Origin of the sequence: Halorussus salilacus (assembly GCF_024138125.1) — an archaeon.
Taxonomy (GTDB): domain Archaea; phylum Halobacteriota; class Halobacteria; order Halobacteriales; family Haladaptataceae; genus Halorussus; species Halorussus salilacus.
In genome coordinates this window covers 518,955-544,342 of record NZ_CP099993.1, presented here as the reverse complement: position 1 = coordinate 544,342, position 25,388 = coordinate 518,955, and the positions used below count along the sequence as shown (strand labels likewise).

Below are 25,388 nucleotides of genomic sequence, written 5' to 3'. Positions count from 1 at the left end.
GACAATCACTCGTGCGCCCGTAGAACGGTCGGGAGTCGATACGTGTTCGAAAATCGAAGGTCACGAAATCCGCCGGTTCAAAGGCTGTAGTCGTGCTCTCCCGTCTCGGTGTCGAGGAACGCGGTCAGGAGGTCGATGGTCGCCCCAACGTCGCCGTGGTGGGCGCTCTCGGTGACCGTGTGGAGGTACCGGGTGGGAATCGAGATGGCCCCGACCGGCTTCGCGCCGTGGGTGTTCTGGAACCCCGAAGTGTCGGTCGCGCCCGAGGGGAGGACTTCGAGCTGGTGGTCGATGTCGCGCTCCTCGGCGACCGACCGCATCCGGCGGTGGACCTTCGGGGTCGTGACCACGCTGGAGTCCTTGAGCTTTATCGCTGTCCCCTCGCCGAGTTCGGTCACGTACTCGCCCTCCTTCTCGACCGCGGGGATGTCGTTGGCGACCGTCACGTCCAGCGCGACCGCGAGGTCCGGGTCGAGGTCCACACCGAGCGCGGGCGCGCCCCGGATGCCCAGCTCCTCTTGGACTGTCGCGCAGAAGTGGACTGTCACGTCCGGGTCGTCGAGTCGCTTCGCGGCTTCGAGCATCGCGAACAGGCAGACCCGGTCGTCGAGCGCCTTGCCGGTGACGTGGTCGCCGACCGTGGTGGTCGTCTGGTCCATGCTGACGAGGTCGCCGACCGAGACCCGTTGGTCGACCTCCTCGGCGGGCAGACCGAGGTCGACGTGAACGTCCTCGACCGACAGGCCGTCCTCGTCGTCTTCCTGGACGTGGGTCGGGATGGAGCCGATGACGCCCGTCAAATCTCCCTCCTCGGCGTGGACCCGCACGCGCTGGGCGCGGAGCACGTCGGCGTCCCACCCGCCGAGGGCGTCGAGTTCGAGGAAGCCCTCGTCGGTGATATGACGGACCATGAAGCCGATCTCGTCCATGTGCGCGGCGACCGCGACCGAGTAGTCGCTCGACCCCTCGACCGTTCCCACCACGTTGCCCATCGCGTCGGTGTGGACCGAGTCGACCACCCCGTCGAACTCCCGGCGAACGAGTTCGCGGATTCGGTCCTCGTACCCGGCGACGCCGCTTTCCTCGGTGAGTTCTCGCAGGAGGTCGAAGTCGAAATCGAAGTCGGCGTTCATGGGAAGGAATGACGCCCCACTGCTTATAAACCCGGTCATCCCGTCCCGACCCGTCCGTCCCGAACAACCCACAACCAGTTTCCAGTTGTTCCGGAACGTTTTTGCGGGAAACTGCACACAACACGCGTATGGCAGACGAAGAAACCGAAGCCGAACTCCGCGAGCAGTTCACCGACGCCTTCGAAGGCGCAGACTACCCGGTCAGCAACCCGATGGACCTCGTTCCCGCGCTCCCGAACGGTCCGGGCACGCGCTTCGAGGCGGGCGACGTGAGCTTCACCGCGATGGAGCTCTCGACGAAGATGTCCGACGCGCAGGACTTCCCCTACGATGACGTCGACTCGCTGGTCGACGACCTCATCGAGGGCCTGAAGGACAAGGACATGATCTGACTACTCCTCGTCGTCATCGTCTTCGTCGGGAAGCGCGACCAACAGCACTTCCCAGACGTCGTACTGTTCGTTGAAGTGGCTGTCCAGCACCCGGTCTCTCTCCCCGATGGGAATCGGCTGTTGCGGGTGCGAGACTTCGAGCCACGTCACCGTCGGCTCGGTGATGTCCATCTCCGCGATGTCGTCGGGCGCGGCGTCGGCGGCCTCTCCCATCTCCGATTCGCCCGAACCCGTCGGCTGGTCTTGGCGTTCCACGATAACTCCCCCGTCTCCGGTACCACACCGGTCCATAAAACCCTGCTGGCGAGCGTTCCGCCGTTGCGCATCCCGCCTCCCGGCAGGTATCCGGAACCCACAAGTCCCGACCGGCCCAACGTCCGGCAATGAGAGTTCGGATGGACCGCCGAATCGCGGCGCTCGCGGCCTTCTTCACGGCCGTCCTCGCTGGCCCGGTCGTCGGGCGGGCGCTGGCCCACGGCGGCAACCTCCGGGCGGCGGCGGGGTCGATGTCGGTTCCGACGTGGCTGTTCCTGCTCACCGGCGGAGGGGTCGTCGGCGCGTCGTTCCTGCTCGCGAGCTTCGTCACCGACCGGGCGTTCATCCGGACGATGCACGAGTGGCGTCGCGTCGCGAGCGCGCGGGTCGACGGCATCCGGACCGTGACCCGACTGCTGTCGGTCCTCGCGCTCGTCGGCATCGTCGTCATCGGTTTCCTCGGTCCGGCCGACTCGCTCCGGAACGCCGCGACCATGGTCGTGTGGGTCGGCTGGTGGGCGGGCTACGTCGCGACCGTCTACCTGCTGGGCAACAGCTGGCCCGCGCTGAACCCGTGGCGCGCGCTCGCGGAGTGGCTCCCCTCGCTCGACCGCGAGTACCCCGAGCGGTTCGGCGCGTGGCCCAGCGTGGTCGGCCTGCTCGCGCTCATCTGGGTCGAGGTCGTCAGCCCGCTGGCCGACGAGCCCCGACTGCTCTCGTGGGTCATCGTCGGCTACTCGGTCGTCACGCTGGCGGGCGCGCTGGTCTACGGCCCCGACGCGTGGTTCGACAACGTCGACCCCGTCTCGCGGGTGTTCCGCTACTACGGCCGGGTCGCACCGTTGCGCCGGACCGACTCGGGGTTCGAACTCCGGCTGCCGGGCGCGGCGCTGACCGAACCCCGCCTCGCCGACGGCCGCGACGAGGTGGCGTTCGTGGTCGCCCTGCTGTGGGTGACGACCTACGACGGCTTCGTCGGCACGCCCGTCTGGGCCGAGTTCGCCCGGGCGGTCGTGGGAGTCGGCGTGCCCGCGCAGCTCGTCTACCCCGCCGCGCTCCTCGTCGGGTTCGGGGCGTTCTGGGGCGCCTACCGGCTCGCCTCACGGTACTCCCGGGAGACCGCCGGGACCTACCTCACCCCGGAGGCCATCGGCCGCCGGTTCGTGCCCTCGCTTCTGCCCATCGCGGCGGGCTACCACCTCGCGCACTTCCTCGGGTACTTCATCTCGCTGTCGCCCGTGCTGACGAATGCGCTCTCGTCACCGCTCTCGCCGCCGTTCGACCCGGTGGTCATCGTGCTCCCGGGGTGGTTCGGAACGGTCGCGGTGACGTTCGTCCTGCTTGGCCACCTGCTCGCGGTGTGGGTCGCCCACGCGACCGCGTACGAGGTGTTCCCGGGGCGTCTGCAGGCGGTCCGGAGCCAGTACCCCTTCGTGGTCGTGATGGTGCTGTACACCATGATCAGCCTCTGGATCGTCGCCGCCCCCGACGTGGAACCGCCTTACCTGTGACCGACGACACGTTCACCATGACCGACGACCCCCTCACCCCATGACCGACGAACCCCTCACGTACGAGACCCGCGTTCCGCCCGACGAGTCGCCCGTCGAGTGTCCCTACTGCGAGCGCCCGCTGGAGAGCGAGGAACTGCTCGTCCTCCACGAGGGGCTCGACCACTGGGAGGACCTCTCGGACGCGGAGCGCGAGGCCTTCCAGTCGGCGTACGCCGAGGAGACCGACGACCTCCGTAGCTTCCGGCTGAAGGTGCTGGGACTGCTCGTACTGCTGTACTTCGGGTTCCTGTTCGTCTACTCCTACTACACGAACGACCCCCTCAGCGGCGGGCTCTTCGTCGGCGGGTGGCTCCTCGGGGCCTGACCCTCGGCGCGACGCCGTCGGCGTCGCGCCCCGACCGAGCAGTCGGAGCGCTTTAGTTTCCACCGGACCCACCCACTACCATGGACGAACAACCCGGGCTGAGCGACGAGTACCGGAAGGCGAGTCCGTGGCCGGTGTTCGTCGCGTTCGGACTCGCCATCTTCGAGGTCGGTATCGTCATGGCACTGTTCCCCGTCGCGGTCGGCGGGCTCCTGCTGTTCGTCGGGAGCGTCGTGGGCATCCTGCGCGAGTCCGAGTACGTGGGCAATCCGTGGAAGGCGCTGGTCGCGGCGTCGGTGGTCTGTCTGGTCGCTGGCGGCGCGGTCGCGCTCAACACCACCGACGCCATCCGCCTCCGGGGCCTCGCGGTGGTCGTCGGCGGCTTCCTCGTCCTCTTGGCCGGGGTCTTCGGGTCGCTCTGGGAACCCCGCGCGGTGTAGGACGACGAATCGGAAACCTATTTGTCGGCTGCGTGGCTACCGGCGACCATGGCAACCCCCATCTTCGAACGGGAGACGTGGCTCGACATCACGGTCAACCTCATCCCGCTCTGCATCATCGGCTTCTTCATCGCGCTGTTCACGGTCGCGACGCCGTGGGCGATAGAGGGCCTGACCTCCGCCGTCGCGTACGGCCTGCTCATCGTTCCCTTCGTCCTGCTGGCGTACCTCACGTACGTCGCGGCCGACCGCATCGAGTCGGCCGAATCGGGCGACGCGGAGTGAGTTCAGTCCTTCAGTTCGAGATAGCCCAGCGCCTCTAACTGCTCTTTCTCGACCCCGTCCACCGGGTCGCGGAGCCGTTCGTCCTCGCGGTCGAAGAGGTACTCGGGGATGGCCTCGCGGAACTCCGAGACGACCTCTGGGTGGTCGTCGGCCACGCAGTCGGTCTCGTCGGGCGAGGCGTCGAGGTCGTACAGCTGGACCGACTCGTCGTCGTAGATGAACTTCCAGCCGTCCCACCGGCCCGCGACCACCTGCTCGTCGTCGGGCCGACCCGACCCGAGGGCGACGACCCGACGGTCGTCGCCCTCGAACAGGGGCTCGCCCTCGAAGTCGAACTCCTCGGGGTCGATACCGTGGAACGCACAGACGGTGGGCGCGAGGTCGAGCAACTGGCGCTGTTGCTCGACGGTGTCGGGAGCGTCGGAGTCGTTTGCGGTCCCGGCCTCGCGCTTGACGAGCAGGGGGACGTGGATGAGTTCGTCGTAGGGGTAGTTTCGGTGGAAGTAGTTGCCGTGCTCGGCGAACTCCTCGCCGTGGTCGCTCGAAAAGACGACGTTTGCGTCGTCCCAGACACCGAGGTCGGCCATCGCGTCGAACAGTCGGTCGAGGTGGCGCGAGCAGTACCGCAGGTCCGAGTCGTAGAGGTCCTCCAGCAATCGGCGTTCGCTCGCGGAAATCTCCTCGGGCGCGGTCCCCGCGGTCTTCATCAGGCGCTTGATTCGGTCGGTGTCGAGGGGTTCGTCGAGGTAGGCGGGGTCCTCGTCGTGGACGCCGTAAGGCCGGTGGCCCTCCATGTAGTGAATCCAGAGGAAGAAGTCCTCGTCGCGGTTGTCCTCCAGCCACGAGACCGCGGTGTCGGTGACGACCTCCGCGCTCGTGTACCCGAGGTACTGGAAGTCGGGCGTGGGAACGAGTCGCCGGTAGGCGTCGTCGACGGCCTCGTACACCGGTTCGACCCGCCGCAGGAGGGGACCGACTCGCGACGCGAGTCGGTCCACGCGGTGGACGATCCGGTCCCGCAACGCTCGGTCGCTGTTGGCCTCCTCGTGGTACTCGTCGCGACCAAGGTCGAGGTTCTGATCGAATCGGAAGTCGGCGTCCACGAGACCCACGCCGGTCTGGGTGCCGACCGCCGCGGTCGTCACCCCGCTGTCCCCGAGGATGGACGCGATGGTCGGCAGTTCGGCGAGTTCGTCGTACGCGAGGAACTGCGAGGTCTGAAACGAGGGAATCGAGATGCGGGTGTAGGGCGCGTTCGAGAACGCGGCCTCGAACCGGGTCCCGTCCGCGGTGAGTCTGTCGAGGGCTGGCATCGTGTCGCGCTCGTGGCCGTACTGCCCGAGGTGGTCGGCCCGCAACGCGTCGACGGTGATGAGAATCGTGTGCATTGGAGTCCTCCGTTCAGGGGGCGTCGGCTTGGACGACGACTGACGCGACCAAAAATACGACGATGTGAGCTCCGGCTTACACCTCGACGGACCGGTGGTCGGCCCGACGCCGCGAATCGACCGTCGGGCGCGGTTCCACGACTCTTGGGTCCGATTACCACGGTTCAACCGAGCGATTCTCGACGTATCGGGAATCGTACGATAGACGCCGAGGTCGAACTCCCGGCCCGACCGAACCCGTTCGCCTTCGCGTCTTTTTCGACCGTAATCGCACCCCCACGTCGCGGGGACGGAACCTAACCTTTCTTTACCTTGTAGTCCTGACCGTGGGGTATGGTAGAAGCCGGGCAAATAGCACTCACCGTCGTCATGGGGGTGTTCCTGCTTGCGGTCGCCGCGTTCCTCACGCGCCTCGAGGACTGGCGTTCGTACACTCCCCTCGCGACCGGTGGGGGTTACGTCGGCGAACAGACCGGGCAGGTACACCACGAGAAGCCCGCCGGAATCGTACGCTGGTTGACCACCGTCGACCACAAGGACATCGGGATGCTCTACGGCCTCTTCGGCCTCCTCTCGTTCGCGTGGGGCGGCATCGCGGTCCTCCTGATGCGGACCGAACTCGCGGTGCCCGAGGAGGCCATCATCGGGGCGAACTTCTACAACGCCCTGCTGACGACCCACGGCATCACGATGCTGTTCCTGTTCGGGACGCCCATCATCGCGGCGTTCGGGAACTACTTCATCCCGCTACTCATCGGAGCCGACGACATGGCGTTCCCCCGCATCAACGCCATCGCGTTCTGGTTGCTCCCGCCCGCCGCAATCCTCATCTGGATCGGCTTCCCGCTGGGTGCGACCGACATCGGCATCAGCGCGGCCGAGACCAGCTGGACGATGTACACGCCGCTGTCGGTCGAACAGGCCAACCCCGGCGTGGACCTGATGTTGCTGGGACTGCACCTGTCGGGGGTGTCGGCGACGATGGGGGCGATAAACTTCATCGCGACCATCTTCACCGAGCGCGGCGAGAACGTCGGCTGGGAGAGCCTCGACATCTTCTCGTGGACGATGCTCACCCAGTCGGGACTCATCCTGTTCTCGTTCCCCCTGCTCGGGAGCGCGCTGGTGATGCTCCTGCTCGACCGCAACTTCGGCACGCTGTTCTTCGCGGCCGAGGGCGGCGGCCCGATGCTGTGGCAGCACCTGTTCTGGTTCTTCGGCCACCCCGAGGTGTACATCCTCGTCCTCCCGCCGATGGGACTGGTCAGCCTCATCCTGCCCAGATTCTCCGGCCGAAAGCTGTTCGGATTCAAATTCGTCGTCTACTCGACGCTCGCCATCGGCGTCCTCTCGTTCGGCGTCTGGGCCCACCACATGTTCAGCACGGGCATGGACCCCCGCATCCGGGCGTCGTTCATGGCGGTCTCGCTCGCCATCGCCGTCCCCTCGGCAGTCAAGACCTTCAACTGGATCACCACCATGTGGAACGGCCGGCTCAGGCTCACCGCGCCGATGCTGTTCTCCATCGGGTTCGTCCAGAACTTCATCATCGGCGGCGTCACCGGCGTCTTCCTCGCGTCGGTTCCGGTCGACCTCGTTCTCCACGACACCTACTACGTGGTCGGGCACTTCCACTTCGTCGTGATGGGAGCCATCGCGGTCGCCGGCTTCGCGGGCATCTACTACTGGTTCCCGCTGTACACCGGCCGGATGTACCAGCAGACGCTCGCGAAGATTCACTTTTGGACCACCATGGTCGGGTCGAACATGACCTTCTTCGCCATGCTGTTCCTCGGGTACGGCGGCATGCCCCGTCGGTACGCCACCTACCTCCCGCAGTTCGCCGACTGGCACATGGTCGCCACGGTCGGGGCGTTCATCATGGGCTTCGGCCAGCTCGTGTTCGTCTGGAACATCGTGACCTCGTGGCTCGAAGGCCCGCGCGTCGAGTCGGGCGACCCGTGGAACCTCGAGGACGACGGTCTGAAGACCAAGGAGTGGGCGTGGTTCGAGCGCAAGCGCGAGACCGCGCTTGCGGCCACCGACGGCGGCGAGGAAGTCGTCCCTGACGGCGGCCAAGAGATAAACGGCGACGAACCCGCCGAAGACGAAGCGTAACGAGCAATTTTTCGGTTTTTCTCTCGACCGGGTAGCGTTCGCTACGGCCCGAGTCGGTCGATAACTTCGATTCCGATACGGCGACGGACCCCGGTCGCCCCCGTCAGGTCGTCACGTCACCGCGAGGATGATACCCATCGCGAACATGAGAAGCGCGATTCCCCCGAGCAGGAGCGCCAACAGGTCTTTCTCGGACATACTCGACCTACGGCCCGACCGGATGAAAAGGCTAATCCTTCCGCCGACCCGAGGGTCGACCGTGACGGGGACGTTCGAGGGTCGACGGCTCGTGGTCGGACTCTACGCGCTCATCGTGGCCATCACCGGCGTCGTGGGCGCGGTACTCGGTGCGTTCGGTCCCGGCGACCTCACCGCGGTGGAACTGTTTGGCGTGATGGAACTCCAGCCCACGCCGCTGGGGCTGGCGGTGTACGGCGCGGTCACGGTCGGACTCGTTCTGGGCGTCCTGCTGGGGCTCGTGGTGGTCGTCTCGCACGTCGCCGACGCCGAGCAGGCCGGGGAGAACAGCTAAGGTCCCGTTCGTCGTGGACCGGAGCATGTACCACGTCGTGGTCGCTCTCGACGAGGACGCCGACCGTGCGCGGAGACAGTCCCGAGCCGTCGCCGACCTCCCGCAGGCTGCTCGGGAGGTCCGGGCGACGCTCCTGCACGTATTCACCGACGGAGAGGGAGCGTCGGCGACCGAGGTCGGGGCGGTCCGGCGGGCCAGCGACGTCCTGAACAACGCCGGTGTCGATGTCGAGGTGATAGAGCGCAGCGGCGAACCAGCCGCCACCGTACTGGACGTCGCCGACCGGGTCGATGCCGACTGCATCTGCGTCGGCGGGCGCAGGCGCTCGCCCGCCGGGAAGGCCATCTTCGGCAGCGTCTCTCAGTCGGTCATCCTTCAGGCCGACCGTCCCGTGCTGGTCACGGGCGGGTTCGAGGAGTAGCGTCGGCCGCCGAGGAGGGGCCGACCGGCGCGAGACGAGCGACTCCCGTCGACGGGGGCGGGACGAACGCCCAGTCCGACCGGCACGAACCCGCCGGTGGGCGGCGATTCTACAAGCAAACTTGTAGGGATTCAAATGAACTTTCGGCAAGATTTCCGTTAAAGTGAAACCCGAACGGGCGGAACTCTCGTGTATGAGCGCAGACCAGGAACAGCAGTCGATTCGATGCCTCGTCGCCAAGGTCGGACTCGACGGCCACGACCGCGGGGCCCACGTCATCGCCCGCGCGTTCCGGGACGCCGGGTTCGAGGTCATCTACTCGGGACTCCACAACGCGCCCGACGAGATCGTGCAGGCGGCGGTCCAGGAGGACGTGAACGTGCTGGGCATCTCCATCCTCTCGGGAGCCCACAACACCCTCGTGCCGAAGGTCATCGACGGCCTCAAGGAGTACGACGCGTTCGAGGACACCCTGATCCTCGTCGGCGGGGTCGTGCCTGACGACGACAAGGCCGAACTCAAGGAGATGGGCGTCGCCGAGGTGTTCGGCCCCGGCACGCCGATGGAGGAGACCATCGAGTTCGTCCGCGAGAACGCGCCCCAGCGATGAGCGCCGACGCAGAACACGCCGAGTTGGTCGAGGAGCTGCTCGCGGGCAAGCACCGCGCGCTCGCGCGAGTCATCACCAAGATAGAGAACCGCGACCCGGGCTACCGCGAACTCGTCTCGGCGCTCCACGACCACACCGGCGACGCCGAGGTCGTCGGCATCACCGGGAGTCCCGGCGCTGGCAAGTCGACGCTGGTCGACAAACTCGCGAACTACTACCGCGAGCGCGGCGAGACGGTCGGCGTCATCGCCGTGGACCCCTCCTCGCCGTTCACCGGCGGCGCGGTGCTGGGCGACCGCATCCGGATGGCGAGCAACGTCGGCGACATGGACGTGTTCTTCCGGTCGATGTCGGCCCGCGGCACTCTCGGGGGCCTGTCGACCGCGACCACCGACGCGGTCAAGGCCCTCGACGCGTTCGGCAAGGACAGGATACTCATCGAGACCGTCGGCGCGGGCCAGAACGAGATCGACATCGTGAAGACCGCCGACACGGTCGCGGTGCTGGTCCCGCCCGAGTCCGGCGACAACGTCCAGATGCTCAAGGCGGGCATCCTCGAGATCGGCGACGTGTTCGTGGTCAACAAGGCCGACCTCGACGGTGCCGACCGCACGGTACAGGAACTGCGTGAGATGATCCACATGCAGGAAGACCGCACCGCGAACCTCGCGACCGGCCACCACGGCGCGGGTGCCGTCGGCGGCGGTAGCGGTGGCGCGGACAAAAGCGAAGCGAGCGCCGCCGAGGGCGACGAAGCAGAAAGCTGGAGCCCCCGCGTGGTCGAGACCGTCGCCAAGGACGGGCAGGGCGTCGCGGAGTTCGTCGAGACCCTCGCCGACCACCGGGCGTATCTGGAGGAGTCGGGCACCCTCGAAGCCAAGGCCCGGACCCGGTACGCCGAGGAGATTCGGAACCTGCTCCGCGAAGACGTGGGCGACCTGCTTGAGGACGAGATCGAGCGCCGAGGCGGCATGGCGGAACTGGTCGAGCGCGTCCGGGCGCGCGAGACCGACCCCTATTCGGTGGCCGACGAGATCATCGAACCGCTGGAAGACTGTCTGGAGGAGTAGCTCGGCGCGATTTTTGTTCTAGAAAGCGTCATTTATTTCGAGCGTCGGTGTGTTCTGTTGGCGGCGTAGCTTCGGCTGTCGGTGTATCCGAGAACGCTGGCTACCTCCGGTACCCAGGAGAACCGCAACCACACCCCTCCCCAGCCGATTCCCTCGCTCCTTCCAGTCGCTCAGTCATCCCTCGCGCAATGATGGCGCGAGATGAACTCGCGCCAGCGCGCGCCGTGACCAACGTCGAAGTTGCGCGATACTGGTCTCACTCAAATCGTGGCGCGCGGGGTCGGCCCCTCGTGGGCCGACATTCCCGCGTGAGGGATGAGGCTTGCGAGACGCTTCGCGTCTCGCTGATCTGCGAACTGCGTTCGCAGACATCGAAGCGAGGAGTGAAACGACGAGCGAGAAGCGCAGTCGATTGGGGGAGACGCGTGGTCTGCGGGTGCGGTCCTCCTAGGTACCGGGAGTAGCTAGTACCCTCAACAGTCTTGGAACTCGCGAACGCTCCGTCTCACGATCACGAACACGCTCCATCCCACGGAAGACGCATCGCTGTGCGCTCGAAGAACGACGGTCGCAAAACCGAAAAACACCCAAAAGCGCAGTTCAGATACCGCTCTCGAAGTCGTCGAGGCCGTAGGTCGGCTCGGCACCGCGGCGGTCGAGGGTCTCGTTGGCGAGCAGCCAGTAGACCACCGACAGCGCCTTGCGACCCTTGTTGTTCGTCGGGACCACGAGGTCGACGTTGCTGGTGTTGTTGTTGGAGTCGCACATCGCGATGACCGGGATGCCCACCGTGATGGCCTCCTTGACGGCCTGTGCGTCGCCGATGGGGTCGGTGACGACGAGCACGTCCGGCTCGATGTAGCCGTCGTACTTCGGATTCGTGAGCGTGCCGGGGATGAACCGGCCCGTGCGGGCGCGCGCGCCCACGGCCTCGGCGAACTTCTCGGCCGGGAACCGACCGTACTGGCGCGAGGAGGTGACCAGCACCTGCTCGGGATTGTAGTTCGCGAGGAAGTCGGCGGCGGTGCGGATGCGCTCGTCGGTCTTCGAGACGTCGAGGACGTACAGCCCGTCGGTGCGGACGCGGTGGATGAACCGCTCCATGTCCTGGGTCTTCTGCTGGGTCCCGATGTGGACGCCAGCGCCGAGGTACTCCTCGACGGGGATGAGGAGGTCGGCCTCCTCCTGGTTGTCCATCACGTCCTCGTCGAGGGACGGCCCCTCGTCTTCGGACTCGGTCTCGTCGCCCGCGGTCGTTTCCTCCTCGTCGGCCTGTGCCGCCACGTCGTCGTCGGGGTCGACCGACGGCTCCGCACCGGATTCGCCCTCGGGTTCGAGGTCGGTCTCCGATTCGGCAGCTTCGAGGCCTTCTTCTTCTACCTGTTCGCTCTCGTTTTCGCTCATAGTTGTGAAACGTTCTGCTCGATTCGAACGAGTTCGTTCAGCTTGGCGGTTCGCTCGCCGCCGACCGCGCCCGTCTTGATGTACGGCGCGGCGGTCGCCACGGCGAGGTGTGCGATGGTGGTGTCCTCGGTCTCTCCGCTGCGGTGGGAGATGACCGGCTGATAGCCGTTCTCGACCGCGAGTTCCACGGCGTCGACGGCGTCGCTGAGGGTGCCTATCTGGTTGGGCTTGACCAGAATCGAGTTGCCCGCACCCCGCTCGATGCCCGTCCGAAGTCGCTCGACGTTGGTGACGAACAGGTCGTCGCCGCAGACGAGCGTCCGGTCGCCGACCCTCTCGGTCAGGTCGGCGAACCCGGCGTAGTCGTTTTCGTCGAGCGGGTCCTCGACGTACGCGAGGTCGTACTCGTCGACGAGGTCTGCGACGTACTCGATCTGCTCGCCGGTGTCCCGGGTCGTGTCCCGGTAGACGTACTCCTCGGCGTCGGCGTCGTAGAGCTCCGAACCGGCCACGTCGAGGCCGAACCGGATTTCGAAGCCGAACTCCTCGGAGACGGTTTCGGTGGCCTCCGCCACGATCTCGAACGCTTCGGCGTCGTCGATGGAGGGAGCCCACGCGCCCTCGTCGCCCTTTCCGGCCGGGATGTTCCGGTCGTCCAGCAGGTCGCCGACCTCCTGGTGGACGGCGGCGTTGGCGAACACCGCGTCTTGGACGCTGGGTGCGCCCACGGGCGCGGCGAGGAACTCCTGAATCGCGGTCGCGTCGGCGGCGTGCTCGCCGCCGCCGACGACGTTCCCGAGCGGCGTCGGGAACTCCTCGCCCCGGAACGCGCCGCCGAGGTGCTGATACAGCGGCGCACCCAGCACATCGGCGGCGGCCTTCGCGGCGGCCATGCTGATGGCGACCGCGCTGTTCGCACCGATTTCGGAGAAGTCGTCGGTGCCGTCGGCCGCCCGTAGCGTCCGGTCGACGTCGCGCTGGTCGCCGACGTACACCTGGCCTTCCAAGCGAGGGACGGCGTGCTGGCGAGCCGAGGCGATGGCTTCGCTCGGGTCGAGTTCGATGGCCTCGTACTCGCCGGTCGAAGCGCCGCTGGGCGCGGCCGCGCGGCCGAACCCGCCGCTCTCGGTCACCACGTCGGCCTCGACCGTCCGATTACCTCGGGAGTCGAGTATCTGGCGGAGCCGAACCTCGCTGACCAGCGTCATTGCTTGCCTCGTCGCACCGTGAACGGAAGGACGCCCGCGTCGTACTCCTCGGCCGCGATGAGGATGGGCTCGGTCTCGTCGGTCTCGACGAGTACCGGCGCGCCGTACGACACCTGCAGGGCGCGCGCCCCGATGATGCGTGCCTTCTCGTACCGGGAGTAGCGTTGTTGCTGAGCCATTACTGGTAGGGTGAGACGATGTCCACGAGGTCCTTGTGCGAGACGAGCATCCGGCGACAGCACTGTCGCTCGACGCCGAGTTCGTCGAGGACCTTCTCGGGGTCCTCGTCGCCCTCCTTGGTCGCCGACCGCGCCTTGAACTCTTCCCAGTACTCCCCGACGACCTTGCCGCATGTGAAACAGCGGACTGGTACCATCATGGGTTATCGTTCCTCCGTTCGGAACCGCGGGTTTCCTGTCATGGTCATTAGCGGTAAGATTTCTGGTAGCGCGCGCGAGCGCCGGGGCCGCCCCACTTCTTGGGCTCCGAGCGCCGCGAGTCGTTGACCAGCAGCGACCGGTCGAACTCGATGAACGCGTCTCGGAGTTCGGCGTCGTTGGTGTGCTGGACCAGCCCGCGCGCGATGGCGGTCCGGACCGCGTCGGCCTGTCCGCTGATGCCGCCGCCCTGCACGTCGACCTCAACGTCGACCGCGTCGCGGCGTTCGTCGCCCGCGATGCGGAACGGTTCGAGCATCTTGAGCCGAGCCATCTCGGGTTCGACCAGCTCGACCGGTCGGGAGTTGATTCGCACCAGGCCCTCGCCGTCCGTGACGGTGGCGCGGGCGATGGCCGTCTTCTTCTTTCCGCTCGTATTGGTTACCATGTGACGTTAGCACCCAGATTCTTGCTGATTTCGCCCAACTGGACGAAGCGGATGTTCGATAGCCGGTCCAGCGACGTGCCCTCGAGGACTTCGCCGTCCTCGTCGAAGGGGTTGCCGACGTAGACGCGGACGTTCTCGAACGCCTCGCGGCCGCGGGTCTTCTTGTACGGAAGCATGCCGCGGATCGACCGCTTGAAGATCATGTCCGGTCGCTTGGGGTAGTACGGACCGCGGTCGGACCCCAGCTCGGCGCGCTTCTGGTAGGTCTCCATCACGTCGTCTTCGTTGCCCGTGATGATGGCGTCTTCGGCGTTGATCACCGCGACGCGCTCGCCGTCGAGCGCGCGCTGTGCGACCTGACTCGCCACGCGACCGAGGATGCAGTCGCGGGCGTCCACGACGACGTCGGCGTCGAATTCTGCGATACTCATCGAATCACCCGCACGTTCGTTCCGTCGGGGTTCTGTTCGATTGCCTGTTCGAGGTCGAGAGCCTCACCGTCGGCCTGCTCGATCTTCGTCTCCGCGGTGGACGAGAAGTCCACTGCGGCGACGGTGACAGTCTTCTGCAGAGCGCCGCTCCCGAGAACCTTGCCGGGCACGATAACGGTCTCGTCTTCCTCGGCGTACCGCTCGATGCGGCCGAGGTTGACCTCCGCGTGCGTGCTGCGGGGCTTCTCGAGGCGGTCTGCGACAGTACTCCACACGTCGGCGTCCGAATCGCGGGACTCCGACTTCAGATCAGCGATGAGACTGGTGAGCCTCGGATTCGTCTTGCTCATAATACTTCCTCCTGATGGGAATGAGAATTGCAGTGCAGGGAGCAGGATTTGAACCTGCGGACTCCTACGAGACAGCGCCCTGAACGCTGCGCCGTTGGCCTGACTTGGCTATCCCTGCACGGAGAACACACGTGCAGCCCCTCGCGGGCAACAGTGTGTAGTGGGTGGCCCTTCAAACCAGTTTCGGTCTGACGTGCGTCGTTCCAACGGACCGACGGGAACGCGAGCGGGCGAAGCCCGCGAGCTCGTCGTCGCGCCGTGCGGCTACGCCGCTCGGCGCGACGGGCGAGCGTCGCCGAAACGCGGTTGGAAGGACCCTGCATGGTTCTATAGCTGTACTGCCTCTTCGAGTTCGTCGGCGCGGGCCTCGATGGACCCGACGGCCTCGGTGACGAGTTCGTCGACCGACAGCGAGCCGTCGCTCTCGACGTGGAACACGAACGCCTCCTCGACGTCGTGGACTTCGACCTCCTTGCCGGGGTAGCGGTTCGTGAGGTCGTGGTCGAACTCCTCGGTCGGGACGAGTTCGCCGTCGTCTTCGATGACCCCGCGAAGGACGTTCGTCTCGTCGTCCTCGTACTCGTCACGGTCGCCGACGACCTCCACGCGCTGGAGGTGCCGATAGCCGACGGCCACGCCGCCCTGATGCTTGGCGTGGTCCTTCCCCGACGAGAGGACGGCGTCGGCCTCGAGTTCGAGGCGCTGGTCGTCCTTCAGGTCGATGATGGGAACGTTGTCGTCGGCGGGCTGGACCATCTCGTCGGAACTGACCAGATCGCCCGAGTAGGCGGTACCCGGACCCGACACGTCGAGGCTGAGGGTGACGGTGTCGCCCTCCTCGAACTCGCCCAGCGGCGTCGATAGCGGGACGAGACCGAGCCGGAGCCCGATCTGCTCGTCGAACATGACCGACGAGTTCTCGATGAACCGCACCGTGTCTATCGAGAGCGTCGGCACGTCAGCGACGATGGCCCGCCGGATGCCGTTGGCGAACGCCGGGCTCGCACCCCGGACGAGGAACCGCGACTTCCGGTCCCCGCGTTCGATGAACTCGACGTCGAAGTCCTCGGTCATGGGTTAGAATCCACTCTTGCCCTTGGGGGCTCGGGTGCCGTCGTGCGGGATGGGGGTCACGTCCTCGATGCGGCCGATCTCCAGCCCGGCGCGAGCGAGCGCGCGGATGGTCGCCTGCGCGCCCGGTCCGGGGTTCTGCTGGAGGTTACCGCCGGGGCCGCGCACGCGAACGTGAACGCCCTCGATGCCCGCCGCCTTGACTTCCTCGGCGACCGTCTCGGCCATCTGCATGGCCGCGTACGGCGAGGACTCGTCGCGGTTCTGCTTCACGACTGTCCCGCCCGAGGACTTCGCGATGGTCTCGGCACCGGTCAGGTCGGTGACCGTGATGATGGTGTTGTTGAACGATGCGTGAACGTGGGCTACGCCCCACTTGTCGTCGTCGGTTGCGCTCATTCGTTACCCTCCGCTCGTTCTGGATGGAGTTCGTCGGCAAGCGGGCTGTTCTCGTCGAACTCGACGGTGCCCTCCTCGGCGACTTCGACCTTGTAGGAGGGCGCTCGCACGCGCCGCCCGTCGACCCTGACGTGGCCGTGGGTCACGAACTGCCGCGCCTGCTGGGGCGTCTGGGCCAGTCCTTTCCGGTAGGCGACGGTCTGGAGGCGACGCTCCAGCACGTCGGTCACTTCGAGCAACAGCACGTCGTCGAGTTCGTCGCCGTCGCCGAGGATGCCGAGCCGCTGGAGGCGGCCGACGAACTCCTCGCCTTCGGCGGCCTCGACGTCGCCCTGCGCTCGCTGGGCGAGGATGTTCCGGGCCTCGCGGCGGAAGCCACGAAGCTCGGACTGGGCGCGCCAAAGTTCCTCTTTGTTCTTCAGGCCGTAGCGGTCGAGGAGACTGTGTTCCTCGGAGATGCGCTCGCCCTGGAACGGGTGGTTAGGCGTCTCGTAGAACTTGGTGTTCTCGCCGAGCGCCATTACTCCTCACCACCCTCTTCTTCGGCGGCCTGTTCTTCTTTGATCTCCTCGACGTTGACGCCGATGGTGCCCTCGGTGCGGCCGGTCGAGCGGGTGCGCTGTCCGCGGACCTTCTGGCCGCGCTTGTGGCGGACGCCCTTGTACGAGTCGATCATCTTCATCCGGTTGATGTCCTGACGACGGGTCATGTCTAGGTCGTTGCCCGTCTCGTGGGTGGTCTCACCGGTGAAGTAGTCGTTGCGGTGGTTTGCGAGCCATTCGGGGACCTCGTCGGCGAAGTTCTCGACGGTCTCGACGACCGAGTCGATCTCGCCGTCGTCGAGACGGCCGAACGTCGCCGTCCGGTCGACGCCCGCCTTGTCGGCGATGATGCGCGCCGCTCGGCGGCCGATCCCGTTGAGTTCCGACAGGGACCGTTCGACGGTCTTCGTCCCATCGAGGTCTGTTCGACCGATGCGGACGAAGTACTGGAGGTCCTCGTCTTCCTCCTGTGGTTCTTCCGTGCTCATAGTTGGATACGTTGAAGCGTCGAGGGAGGGATTTGAACCCTCGAGGCTTGACGCCACAGAGTTAGCAACCCTGCGCCGTGGGCCAGACTAGGCTACCTCGACACGTTGCTTGCATTCACTGTCGCCCTTCCGGACTCGGGACCCGGTGCCCCTACAGGTTTGCAACTCAACGTACCCACGGGACATATATAAACGCAACGAATCGTATCACGTCGTACGACGGTTCCGCGCTCGGTTTCGGGACGCCCCGGACTCGGTCAGGACGGCTCCGACTCGGGGCCCGACTGGCCGCCCTGCTCCTCGGCCGCGAACTCCCCGACTCTCCCGAGTTCGGTCCACGACCCGTCTTCAGCGTCGGCCTCGGCGTGCCGGACCAGCGGGTCGCTCCAGCCGTCGTCGTAGGTCGCCCGTATCTCGTACCTGTCGACGCCGCCGTCCTCGGGCCGGACCTCGATGCGCAGCGACTCCTCGGGCACGTAGTCGACCGGGCTCGCCCGCCCCTCGAACGCCGTCCCGTCCTCGGTCGTCACTCGGAGTCGGTCGTCGACGCCGACCTCGCCGAGCGCCTCTGCGAGTTCGGTCATGCCACCGTAGTTCGCCCGGCGTGCGGTTAAGCCTGCGGGCCACGGTCGTCGTGCCTCACTCGGTGACACGGACCACCGAAAGCGTCCGGTGGGCCCTCCCACCGGGACACGCCCGACTGCCCCTCCGTCGCGGGCGGGATTGAAAGGGGCCGACCGCTCGACGAACCCGGACGACGTAAGCACCGCAAGGAGCGAACGGAGTGAGCGACTGAGGAGCACAGCGAGTCCCGGGAGGCGAGCTGTCGGGGGCTTTCTGGCGGTTCATACCACGGAAACCCCTTGACTCGCCTGCCCCGGGGAAGACTCGAAGAGTGCTGTCCCGACCGTCCTAAATATCTAGACCTCGATGTACTCGTCGTTTATCTCCCACTCGCCGTCGTCGCCCTTCACCATGTACTCGCCGTAGTAGGGCACCCGGTTCGCGACCGTCTCGCGGAACGTCTCGCGAATCTCGGGCTTGGTCATCTCGCCCATCGGCCGGAGGTCGTCGTTGCGGTTCAGACACCCCTTGAGGTATCCTTCGTGCGTGACGCGCACGCGATGGCAGTTCCGACAGAAGCTCTCGTTCTCGACGGGGTCGACTATCTCGACCATCCCGCCCTCCTCGGCGTCGCCGCCGATCCAGTAGCGCCGACGCCCGTGCATCTGGCGTATCTCGACCTCCTCGGCCTGGTCTTCGAGCCAGCCGTGAACGCGCTCGATGTCGATGGCCCACTCGGGCTTGCCCGTCAGCTCCGGCATGTACTCGATGAGCTGGAGCTGGAGCCCGTCGTTGTCGGCGACGTGGTCGACCATCTCGGGCACGTATCCCGCGGTCTTCTCGAAGACCACCATGTTGAGCTTCACGGGGTCGAGTCCCGCGTCGAGCGCCGCATCGACCCCCTCCATCACCCGGTCGTACGCGCCGCTCTCGGTGACCTCCGCGAACGCCTTCGGGTCGAGGGCGTCCTGTGAGACGTTCACTCGCTCCAGTCCGGCCTCGACGAGGTCCTCGGCCCTGCCCGGCAGGAAGGTGCCGTTGGTCGTCATCGAGGCCTCCATCCTGTCGGGCGTTCGCCGGATTATCTCTTCTAAGTCCTCCCGGAGCATCGGCTCGCCCCCGGTGAACTTGACCTTCCCGACGTCGAACTCGCGGGCGACCTCCAGAAAGCGGACGACCTCGTCGGCGGTCATCTCCCCGTCCTGCGGGTCCATCGGGCCGCGGGTGTCCCCCAGCCCCTCGTTGTGGCAGTAGACGCAGTCGAAGTTGCATCGGTCGGTGAGCGAGACCCGCACGCCGGAGACCTCGCGCCCGAAATCGTCCTCCAGCATTACGACGGAGTTTTCGACCGAGCGACCTTAAAATCGCGGGAGGAAATCGGTTGTTCGTAACCGTATCCGGTTACGTCCGGCGAGTCGAATCGGTCGGCCGGGGTTACTACTATCACACTCCTCACACTTCCTCGTCGTCCTCGACCACGGACGCGACGGCGTGGCTCCCCCCGACTTCCTCGATGCGAACGTCGACGCGGTCGCCGAGTCCCGAACCGGGGACGAAGACGACGAACGACCCGATTCGAGCGACGCCGTCGCCTTCGCTCCCGAGGTCCTCGATTTCGACCGAGTAGCGTTCCCCGGCTTCGACCGGGGCGGAGTCCGAATCGTTCATTCCGAATCGCTCACGTCCTCACCCACGTTTCGACCGAGGTTAAGTAATCGGTGCGTGACCGTCCCCCACCGGTCCGGAACTGCAATGCAATAGGGTTCAGTTCGAGGGGCAAGCCTTTTCGCTCGCTCGCCCCCTACTCGCCGGTATGGACGAATCAGCGGTACGCGACCTGCTCCGGAACGTCGAGGACCCGGACCTCGGCGACGACATCGTCTCGTTGAACCTCGTCAACGACGTGTCGGTCGATGGCGACACCGCCGACATCTCCCTCGCGCTCGGCGCACCGTACTCACCCCACGAGACACAGATCGCCGACCGCGTCAGGGAGGTCCTCGGCGAGCACGGCATCGAGGCGAACCTCTCGGCGCGCGTCGACGACGACCTCTCGCCCGACGAGCAGGTCCTCCCGAACGTCGAGAACATCATCGCGGTCGCCTCCGGCAAGGGCGGCGTCGGCAAGTCCACCGTCGCCGTGAACATCGCGGCGGGCCTCTCGCAACTCGGCGCGCGCGTCGGCCTGTTCGACGCCGACGTGTACGGACCGAACGTCCCACGGATGGTCGACGCCGACGAGGCCCCCAGAGCGACCGACGACGAGACCATGATTCCGCCCGAGCAGTTCGGCGTGAAGCTGATGAGCATGGCGTTCCTCGTCGGCGAGGACGACCCCGTCATCTGGCGCGGCCCGATGGTCCACAAGGTCCTGACCCAGCTCTGGGAGGACGTCGAGTGGGGCCACCTCGACTACATGGTCGTCGACCTCCCGCCGGGGACCGGTGACGCCCAACTGACCCTCCTCCAGAGCGTCCCGGTCACCGGCGCGGTCATCGTCACGACGCCCCAGGAGGTCGCCATCGACGACGCCCGCAAGGGCCTGCGGATGTTCGGCCGCCACGACACCAACGTCCTCGGCATCGCCGAGAACATGTCCACGTTCAAGTGCCCGGACTGCGGGGGCGAACACGACATCTTCGGTCGCGGCGGCGGCGCGAAGTTCGCCGAGGACAACGACATGCCGTTCCTCGGGTCCATCCCCATCGACCCGTCGGTCCGGACCGGCGGCGACGAGGGGCGCCCCATCGTGCTGGACGAGGACAGCGACACCGGCGACGCCTTCCGCGTGCTCACCGAGAACGTCGCCAACAACGTCGGGATTATCAAACGCCGCTCGCAACGATAAGCCATGTCCCACGACCACGGTTCCGACGGACCCGACGTGGAGCGCGCGAAGGAACTCCGAGAAATCGCGGAGGACATCCGCGGTGAAACATCGGAGAGCGAGATGGTCGCGGCGATGCTCTACCGGGTCAGCGACCTCTACGACCCCGACGAGGAGACCTCGCCAAAGGACATCTATCTGAATATGCGCGAGATTCTCCGGACGAAAGAGTCCTGAGTCATCTCCACTTCCGTAGCATACCGACCCCGACGAGGAACGCGACGGCGGGGTAGACCACCGGAATCCCTTCGACGTCGTGACCGCGACTGAGCTTCTCTCCGATACCGCGCTCGTAGCTTTCGTTCTCGTACTCGTAGTTGTCGCTCATCCATGTCGGCCGAGCGGGCTCGTACGACGCGTCCCGGACCGACGTGTCGCCCCCGTCCTGCCCGGCGAACTCCACCTGGTCTAACGCGCCCTCCTCGGTCGTCATATTTCCTGTGTACAGTCGGGCTTCGCCCGCTATCTCTGACCCCTGTTCGTCGAGCAGTTCGACCGAGATTGTTCGAGAGTCTCCCGGCCGGACCGACGCGGGGTAGAGACTCCCGTCGGTATCGACCGTGTGGACCATGAGCTTGGTGCTGTAGAGCTGTTTGGACGGATTGACGATGGTGACGTTGGCAACGGCCGAGGGTTCGCCCTTGGCGGTTCCGTCTTTCACCTCGACGTTCGAGATGTGCGGAGCGGGTACCGTTTCGGAGTCCGTGGAATCGATCTCGCGGGTGAAATTGAACCGGGTCGTGTTTTCGTAGGTCGAGAACGTAATGGTGTGTTCGCGTTGGTTGACGTTTATCCCGGGCGTGATGTTTATCTGCTCGGTTTGCTGTTCGTCTTGGTCTAGTCTGAAATTAGCGTCGTGGACTCGCTGGCCGTCGACTTTTAATATATATCCCGTGATTTTGTCTTCCCAATCTGTGGGATTAACTACAGTTGTAGAAATACTTGAATTAGCTTTACTAAATGAGATTTGATACACGATTCCTTCACCACTGATTACAGTTTCATTGACTGTTTCGTCCTGAGCTACTGCACTACCAGACACAGTAGCCATTCCGAGAATCAGAACTGGAATTAGGAAACAGACGAACTTCAGATTTGAACCCATATATATCATTTAGGACCTATATAATTTAAATTTAATTAACTCAAATGATGTCGTGCTCTATCTACATCGGTGATCTACCTTACACCACCGCCGCTCACCGCCGGACTGTCTGAGTTCGTCCAGAATTTCCTGCTGGTCCTTTGCGCCCGAGTACGTGAACTCCTCCGTCTTTCCGGTAGTGCGCGTCTCTGTCTCACCTGAGTCTTCGTTCACGTACGTCTGGATGACATCACCTTCGACGGTCGCTGACGTTTCGACTACGTGCTCCTCGTTCTCGTAATATTCCGACTCGAACTCCGTTACTCCGGTTTGCTTGCTGAGAGTCCACATCGTTTTGGTGGTCTGCTCGCCGATACGCCAGTCGTCGTCCGAGTTGGCTTTGTGTCGGGCGAGCATCGCTTCCTCAGTCGTTTGAGCGCGCTCCCACTCGTATTTCGCGGGCGCTACCATCTTCTCCCGTGTCGCCTCGTAAACCGTAACGGAATCCGTGTATCTCTCCTTCTGCTCGACCTCGTACTGGGTCTTGTAGACCGCGTCTTCCTCTTTTATCCGTCTGGTCTCGCCAGTCCGGCCGTGATCCGAATCGAGTCTCGATCTGGCCCAGTACGTCTCGGTTTCCGTTGTAGTATATGTGTATGTCTCTGTCGTCGTATAGCTCCGCGTAACCGTCTCGTAGTACGTGTACGTCTCCGTCGTTTCGTAACAGCCCAGACCGATGTCACAGCGAGTTACGGTTCGAGTGCCCGTTTTGGGAATCGTTACTCTTCTCGTTCGCGTGACCGTTCGCGTACCCGTTTTCTCGACCTCACGTTCGTACTCGTACCGTCTTTCGGTCCGATACTCCGCGGGCTCTACCAACTTCTGTCTCGTCTCGCCGGTGAACTCCCCGTTCCAGAGGTCCGAATCGCTCCACTCGGGTCTCTCGGCCGGGTTCGTATCCCGCCAGTCTGTATCCCGCCGGGTCCGGGTGACCTCCTTTTGAGCTGTCCCCGCAGGGTCCCACTCGGACTCGGTCGAGAGGAACATCTCCCGATTCTGTTCCGATGCGAACTCCTTCGTTTCCGTTTCGTACTCCGCGTCTTCGACCTTGGTCCGTTCTTCGAGTACGTACTCCGTGGTCTCGGTTTCGTCGCTGACGGCGTATCCGTCCATCCGATAGTCGTCTCGTTCGGCCTTCGTATCGGCCGTAACTTCGCGAGTCTCGGGTCTCTCTATCGAGTACTTTAGATTTTGAACCGTGAGGTTCGACCAGTAGCTCCCGTCGGCCGTGAACACGTCGGCTTCGGGGAATTCTACCTGAACGTTTTGATGCTCGTTTTCCTCGTTGGAAACCGTGATTTCAGGGGTATCCGTAGTCGACGAGAGTTCGGATGCCGGTACTTCGACGATTCCCGCGTACCGATACGCGTCTTCTCCGGGACCCGAGTGTTCGCTGTCCGGTGCTTCGACCTGCCTCCATTCGACGACCTCCGCCTCCGGGCCAGTGGTCGAGATATCGAGCGCGAAGTCGTCGTAATAGGTCCGCTTCGAGAAGTGGTACGGTTCCGTCTCGACTCGGATCTCGATGGTCTCGTCACCGTAGTACGGTCCCTCGGTCAGAATCTCGCGGCTCTCGACCTCCGGAACGAACTGGTCGAGGAAGTCGAAATCTCGCTTCGCTCGAAGGTCGTGTTCGTCCTCGACTATGCTCTCGGCTCTCTCGTAGGCCGAGAACTTCGCGGTCGTATTGTCCGGTTTCGTCGGTTCCGCACCGTACCCCCAGATGTACTTGAGGTCGGTTCCATCGGGATCGAAGGAGTCACTCGCGTCGACGAGAATCCCGTGGTCCTTCGTTATGTAATCTTTCGTTCCGTCGTTGAGGACTTCGATGCGTAATTCTGGTTTGCTGGGTGTGACTTTAAATGAACTCTTCTTACTCATTTGCCAGTTTACATCTATTTCTGAAGTAGAAAATGAGGATATCGCGGTATATTCACCGGGGTGAGTACCAGACCAGAATGTATGGATTAAAATATTACTGCGTCCGCCTTCTTCATTATACCCTCTATCTCTTATCTTCGACAAATTCTCACTGCGTCTTCTAGTCGACGCCGTGAGATTATCCGGATCCACCCCGTTCAAATCGATCTCCAGCACATGATGCGCGGCATATCGACTCGCATCTATCCGCGGATGGTACGAATCGACGGGGTCGTTGACGAATTCGGAGCGAACGATCTCCGGCCGTTTCACCGGCACGATCGACTCGGTCGTTCTCGTCGTCTGTCCGCGTTCGTCGGTCGCGACTACAGTCACCAAGTAGCGTTCTCCCGGCGTGAAATCGGAGTGCGAGAAATCCAGCGTCTGGCGGCGACCGGGGTCGTCCCGAAGGTAGCCGTCGAGGTTCGGACCACCGGTCGCGACCGTCTCGCCGTCGACTTCGACGCGAATGCTTTCGAGGTTCTCGTACTCGTCGAGTCCGGCTACCGTCCCCGAAATCGCGCCGAACCGGTCGAGCGAGTCGATGGAGACGCTCGGCTCCGGGTCGGCGACGATGGCGGTCGTCCCGTCGTCGAAGGTGGCGATGTTTTCGGAGCCATCGGCGTACGAGACGACCGCGTAGAGGGTGTGGTTCCCGGGTTCCCACGCCCGCGTCAGCGACCGGCCTTCGCCGATGCGGCCAGCGCTGTTCCGCCATTCGATGGAATCGATGTCGGTGCTGGGCGCGTCCAATCGAACGTCGTACTGGCCGCGGAGGGGTTCGGTTCCGGTCACCACCGTATCTCCGTCGACGGTCGGCGAGGTCTCCTGTGCGATGGTTCGTTCGGGGTCAGGTTCCGACTCCGAGGGCGGAGTCGGTTCGCTCTGAACGGTCACGTCGAGCGCGTCTGTCCCCGTCTGGCCGTCGGCGTCGTAGACGGTCGCGGTGAGCGACCGCGAGGCCGCGGTCGGGAAGCGTTTCTCGACGGTATCCGTCGGCCGGTCGGGCGAAAGCGAGTGATTCGCGATTTCGGTCCCATCGACCGCCCAGACGACGTAGTCCAGTTCGGCGGCGCCCGGATCGATATCCGCGGTGTACGTCTCTACATCGCCTTCCGTCGGCTCTCGGTCCCCGGAGACCGATATTTCGGGACCTGCCCCGGGAGAGACGTCGACGTAGAGCGTGTCGTTGCTCCTCGCACCGTCGTCGTCGGTGACGGTGAGCGTAACTCGGTACTGTCCGACCTCGGTCGGTTCGAACGAGGTTCGGTCACAGGTCCTACAGTCGGGACTCACAGTTTCGTTACTCGGCGTTCGAATCGTCCAGCCGTGCGTTTCGATGCTTCCGTCCGGGTCGTACGACCCCGTTCCGTCGAGGAGGACGGTCGCGCCCTTCGATACGTCCTGGTCCAGACCCGCGTCGGCGAGCGGAGACTCGTTCGGCGATGCGACGGTTCCGGTGACTACCATCGTCACGGCCAGCAGAGCGACAGCGACGGCGAGACTCGGCTTCGGCATTCTGGGGCAGGTTTGCTCCTTTTCACTTATAAATTTAGATAATTAAAACATAGTATGAAATATGTGGGGTCGGAGAGTTCACTTGACTATCCGATTCCGGTCGGATGGTATCCGA

The 25,388-nt window shown here is 64.8% G+C and carries 31 protein-coding genes, 2 tRNA genes and 1 pseudogene; 12 read left to right on the top strand and 22 right to left on the bottom strand.

Translation table 11 applies throughout. The features are described from left to right. Nucleotides 1-77: 77 nt before the first annotated feature. Nucleotides 78-1,133, bottom strand: coding sequence for a M42 family metallopeptidase (locus tag NGM10_RS02765; RefSeq protein ID WP_253481585.1), 1,056 nt, complete (start codon nt 1,131-1,133; stop codon nt 78-80). Between the two features lie 128 nt (nt 1,134-1,261). On the opposite strand from NGM10_RS02765, the gene NGM10_RS02760 reads away from it, so the two are divergent. After that, nucleotides 1,262-1,525 (top strand): MTH865 family protein, encoded by a 264-nt coding sequence (locus NGM10_RS02760; protein WP_253481582.1) that lies wholly within the window; start codon nt 1,262-1,264, stop codon nt 1,523-1,525. Here NGM10_RS02760 and NGM10_RS02755 read toward each other — a convergent pair whose 3' ends face one another. After that, nucleotides 1,526-1,780, bottom strand: a complete 255-nt coding sequence (locus tag NGM10_RS02755) for a hypothetical protein (RefSeq protein WP_253481579.1) — start codon at nt 1,778-1,780, stop codon at nt 1,526-1,528. 128 nt (nt 1,781-1,908) lie between these two features. On the opposite strand from NGM10_RS02755, the gene NGM10_RS02750 reads away from it, so the two are divergent. The 4 genes from NGM10_RS02750 to NGM10_RS02735 all read left to right on the top strand — a co-directional run bounded on the left by NGM10_RS02750 (nt 1,909) and on the right by NGM10_RS02735 (nt 4,383). Next, a complete protein-coding gene (locus NGM10_RS02750; protein WP_438267163.1) occupies nt 1,909-3,291 on the top strand; it encodes a hypothetical protein in 1,383 nt (460 codons plus the stop codon). 40 nt (nt 3,292-3,331) lie between these two features. Then, nucleotides 3,332-3,658, top strand: a complete 327-nt coding sequence (locus NGM10_RS02745; RefSeq protein ID WP_253481577.1) for a DUF7410 domain-containing protein — start codon at nt 3,332-3,334, stop codon at nt 3,656-3,658. 80 nt (nt 3,659-3,738) lie between these two features. After that, complete coding sequence (locus NGM10_RS02740; RefSeq protein WP_253481574.1) at nt 3,739-4,098, top strand: DUF7541 family protein; 360 nt, start codon at nt 3,739-3,741, stop codon at nt 4,096-4,098. A gap of 48 nt (nt 4,099-4,146) precedes the next feature. Further along, nucleotides 4,147-4,383, top strand: coding sequence for a DUF6684 family protein (locus tag NGM10_RS02735; RefSeq protein ID WP_253481572.1), 237 nt, complete (start codon nt 4,147-4,149; stop codon nt 4,381-4,383). A gap of 2 nt (nt 4,384-4,385) precedes the next feature. On the opposite strand, the gene NGM10_RS02730 is transcribed toward NGM10_RS02735, so the two are convergent. Next, entirely contained in the window at nt 4,386-5,771 is a 1,386-nt protein-coding gene (locus tag NGM10_RS02730; RefSeq protein ID WP_253481570.1) for a sulfatase family protein, read from the bottom strand. A gap of 333 nt (nt 5,772-6,104) precedes the next feature. Between NGM10_RS02730 and ctaD the strand changes: the two genes are divergently transcribed. The 5 genes from ctaD to meaB all read left to right on the top strand — a co-directional run bounded on the left by ctaD (nt 6,105) and on the right by meaB (nt 10,522). Then, nucleotides 6,105-7,889, top strand: coding sequence for a cytochrome c oxidase subunit I (gene ctaD / locus NGM10_RS02725; protein ID WP_253481569.1), 1,785 nt, complete (start codon nt 6,105-6,107; stop codon nt 7,887-7,889). Nucleotides 7,890-8,148: 259 nt separating this feature from the next. Further along, nucleotides 8,149-8,421 carry a DUF7520 family protein gene (locus NGM10_RS02720; protein WP_253481567.1) on the top strand — a complete coding sequence of 91 codons (273 nt, stop codon included), beginning with the start codon at nt 8,149-8,151 and terminating at the stop codon, nt 8,419-8,421. A 25-nt stretch (nt 8,422-8,446) separates the two neighbouring features. After that, on the top strand, nt 8,447-8,842 hold the full coding sequence (locus tag NGM10_RS02715; RefSeq protein ID WP_253481565.1) for a universal stress protein: 396 nt from the start codon (nt 8,447-8,449) through the stop codon (nt 8,840-8,842). Nucleotides 8,843-9,035: 193 nt separating this feature from the next. Then, nucleotides 9,036-9,452 (top strand): cobalamin B12-binding domain-containing protein, encoded by a 417-nt coding sequence (locus tag NGM10_RS02710; RefSeq protein WP_253481563.1) that lies wholly within the window; start codon nt 9,036-9,038, stop codon nt 9,450-9,452. Next, nucleotides 9,449-10,522, top strand: a complete 1,074-nt coding sequence (gene meaB / locus NGM10_RS02705) for a methylmalonyl Co-A mutase-associated GTPase MeaB (protein WP_253481561.1) — start codon at nt 9,449-9,451, stop codon at nt 10,520-10,522. The genes NGM10_RS02710 and meaB overlap by 4 nt, the downstream gene beginning before the upstream one ends. A gap of 600 nt (nt 10,523-11,122) precedes the next feature. Here meaB and rpsB read toward each other — a convergent pair. The 16 genes from rpsB to NGM10_RS02625 form a co-directional block, all read right to left on the bottom strand. Beyond that, on the bottom strand, nt 11,123-11,926 hold the full coding sequence (rpsB, locus tag NGM10_RS02700; protein ID WP_253481559.1) for a 30S ribosomal protein S2: 804 nt from the start codon (nt 11,924-11,926) through the stop codon (nt 11,123-11,125). Beyond that, a complete protein-coding gene (eno, locus tag NGM10_RS02695; RefSeq protein WP_253481558.1) occupies nt 11,923-13,134 on the bottom strand; it encodes a phosphopyruvate hydratase in 1,212 nt (403 codons plus the stop codon). Before eno ends, rpsB begins: the two co-directional genes overlap by 4 nt. After that, nucleotides 13,131-13,313, bottom strand: a complete 183-nt coding sequence (locus NGM10_RS02690) for a DNA-directed RNA polymerase subunit K (protein WP_253481555.1) — start codon at nt 13,311-13,313, stop codon at nt 13,131-13,133. The genes eno and NGM10_RS02690 overlap by 4 nt, the downstream gene beginning before the upstream one ends. Continuing rightward, complete coding sequence (locus NGM10_RS02685; protein ID WP_253481553.1) at nt 13,313-13,513, bottom strand: DNA-directed RNA polymerase subunit N; 201 nt, start codon at nt 13,511-13,513, stop codon at nt 13,313-13,315. Before NGM10_RS02685 ends, NGM10_RS02690 begins: the two co-directional genes overlap by 1 nt. A gap of 47 nt (nt 13,514-13,560) precedes the next feature. Then, complete coding sequence (locus NGM10_RS02680; RefSeq protein WP_253481551.1) at nt 13,561-13,959, bottom strand: 30S ribosomal protein S9; 399 nt, start codon at nt 13,957-13,959, stop codon at nt 13,561-13,563. Continuing rightward, nucleotides 13,953-14,390 (bottom strand): 50S ribosomal protein L13, encoded by a 438-nt coding sequence (locus NGM10_RS02675; RefSeq protein ID WP_253481549.1) that lies wholly within the window; start codon nt 14,388-14,390, stop codon nt 13,953-13,955. The genes NGM10_RS02680 and NGM10_RS02675 overlap by 7 nt, the downstream gene beginning before the upstream one ends. Then, nucleotides 14,387-14,740, bottom strand: coding sequence for a 50S ribosomal protein L18e (locus NGM10_RS02670; RefSeq protein ID WP_253481547.1), 354 nt, complete (start codon nt 14,738-14,740; stop codon nt 14,387-14,389). The genes NGM10_RS02675 and NGM10_RS02670 overlap by 4 nt, the downstream gene beginning before the upstream one ends. 33 nt (nt 14,741-14,773) lie before the next feature. Then, a tRNA-Leu gene (locus NGM10_RS02665) sits at nt 14,774-14,858 on the bottom strand. A gap of 209 nt (nt 14,859-15,067) precedes the next feature. Next, a complete protein-coding gene (locus NGM10_RS02660; RefSeq protein ID WP_253481545.1) occupies nt 15,068-15,814 on the bottom strand; it encodes a DNA-directed RNA polymerase subunit D in 747 nt (248 codons plus the stop codon). Between the two features lie 3 nt (nt 15,815-15,817). Further along, nucleotides 15,818-16,210, bottom strand: a complete 393-nt coding sequence (locus NGM10_RS02655) for a 30S ribosomal protein S11 (protein ID WP_253481544.1) — start codon at nt 16,208-16,210, stop codon at nt 15,818-15,820. Then, entirely contained in the window at nt 16,207-16,731 is a 525-nt protein-coding gene (locus NGM10_RS02650) for a 30S ribosomal protein S4 (RefSeq protein ID WP_253481542.1), read from the bottom strand. The genes NGM10_RS02655 and NGM10_RS02650 overlap by 4 nt, the downstream gene beginning before the upstream one ends. Then, nucleotides 16,731-17,240, bottom strand: a complete 510-nt coding sequence (locus NGM10_RS02645) for a 30S ribosomal protein S13 (RefSeq protein WP_253481540.1) — start codon at nt 17,238-17,240, stop codon at nt 16,731-16,733. Before NGM10_RS02645 ends, NGM10_RS02650 begins: the two co-directional genes overlap by 1 nt. A 17-nt stretch (nt 17,241-17,257) precedes the next feature. Further along, nucleotides 17,258-17,342 (bottom strand) — tRNA-Ser (locus tag NGM10_RS02640). Nucleotides 17,343-17,497: 155 nt separating this feature from the next. After that, nucleotides 17,498-17,824 (bottom strand): hypothetical protein, encoded by a 327-nt coding sequence (locus tag NGM10_RS02635; protein ID WP_253481538.1) that lies wholly within the window; start codon nt 17,822-17,824, stop codon nt 17,498-17,500. A gap of 336 nt (nt 17,825-18,160) precedes the next feature. Further along, nucleotides 18,161-19,135: a GTP 3',8-cyclase MoaA gene (gene moaA / locus NGM10_RS02630; protein ID WP_253481536.1), complete on the bottom strand. Its 975-nt coding sequence runs from the start codon at nt 19,133-19,135 to the stop codon at nt 18,161-18,163. Nucleotides 19,136-19,256: 121 nt separating this feature from the next. Next, nucleotides 19,257-19,472, bottom strand: coding sequence for a TRAM domain-containing RNA chaperone (locus NGM10_RS02625; protein ID WP_253481533.1), 216 nt, complete (start codon nt 19,470-19,472; stop codon nt 19,257-19,259). A 145-nt stretch (nt 19,473-19,617) separates the two neighbouring features. Here NGM10_RS02625 and NGM10_RS02620 point away from each other — a divergent pair, with 145 nt between their 5' ends. Next, the gene (locus NGM10_RS02620) at nt 19,618-20,652 is read left to right on the top strand and encodes an Mrp/NBP35 family ATP-binding protein (RefSeq protein ID WP_253481530.1); all 1,035 of its coding nucleotides are present in this window, start codon (nt 19,618-19,620) and stop codon (nt 20,650-20,652) included. Between the two features lie 3 nt (nt 20,653-20,655). Next, entirely contained in the window at nt 20,656-20,868 is a 213-nt protein-coding gene (locus NGM10_RS02615) for a DUF7976 family protein (RefSeq protein WP_253481527.1), read from the top strand. Nucleotide 20,869: 1 nt separating this feature from the next. Here the strand turns inward: NGM10_RS02615 and NGM10_RS02610 are convergent, their stop codons facing one another. From NGM10_RS02610 to NGM10_RS18255, 3 genes and pseudogenes are all read right to left on the bottom strand, one after another. Beyond that, nucleotides 20,870-21,796: a hypothetical protein gene (locus tag NGM10_RS02610; RefSeq protein WP_253481497.1), complete on the bottom strand. Its 927-nt coding sequence runs from the start codon at nt 21,794-21,796 to the stop codon at nt 20,870-20,872. A 57-nt stretch (nt 21,797-21,853) separates the two neighbouring features. Continuing rightward, nucleotides 21,854-24,652, bottom strand: a complete 2,799-nt coding sequence (locus NGM10_RS02605; RefSeq protein WP_253481495.1) for a hypothetical protein — start codon at nt 24,650-24,652, stop codon at nt 21,854-21,856. 282 nt (nt 24,653-24,934) lie between these two features. Beyond that, nucleotides 24,935-25,225 (bottom strand): annotated as a pseudogene (locus NGM10_RS18255) (PKD domain-containing protein); the annotation flags it as partial. Nucleotides 25,226-25,388: the final 163 nt, after the last annotated feature.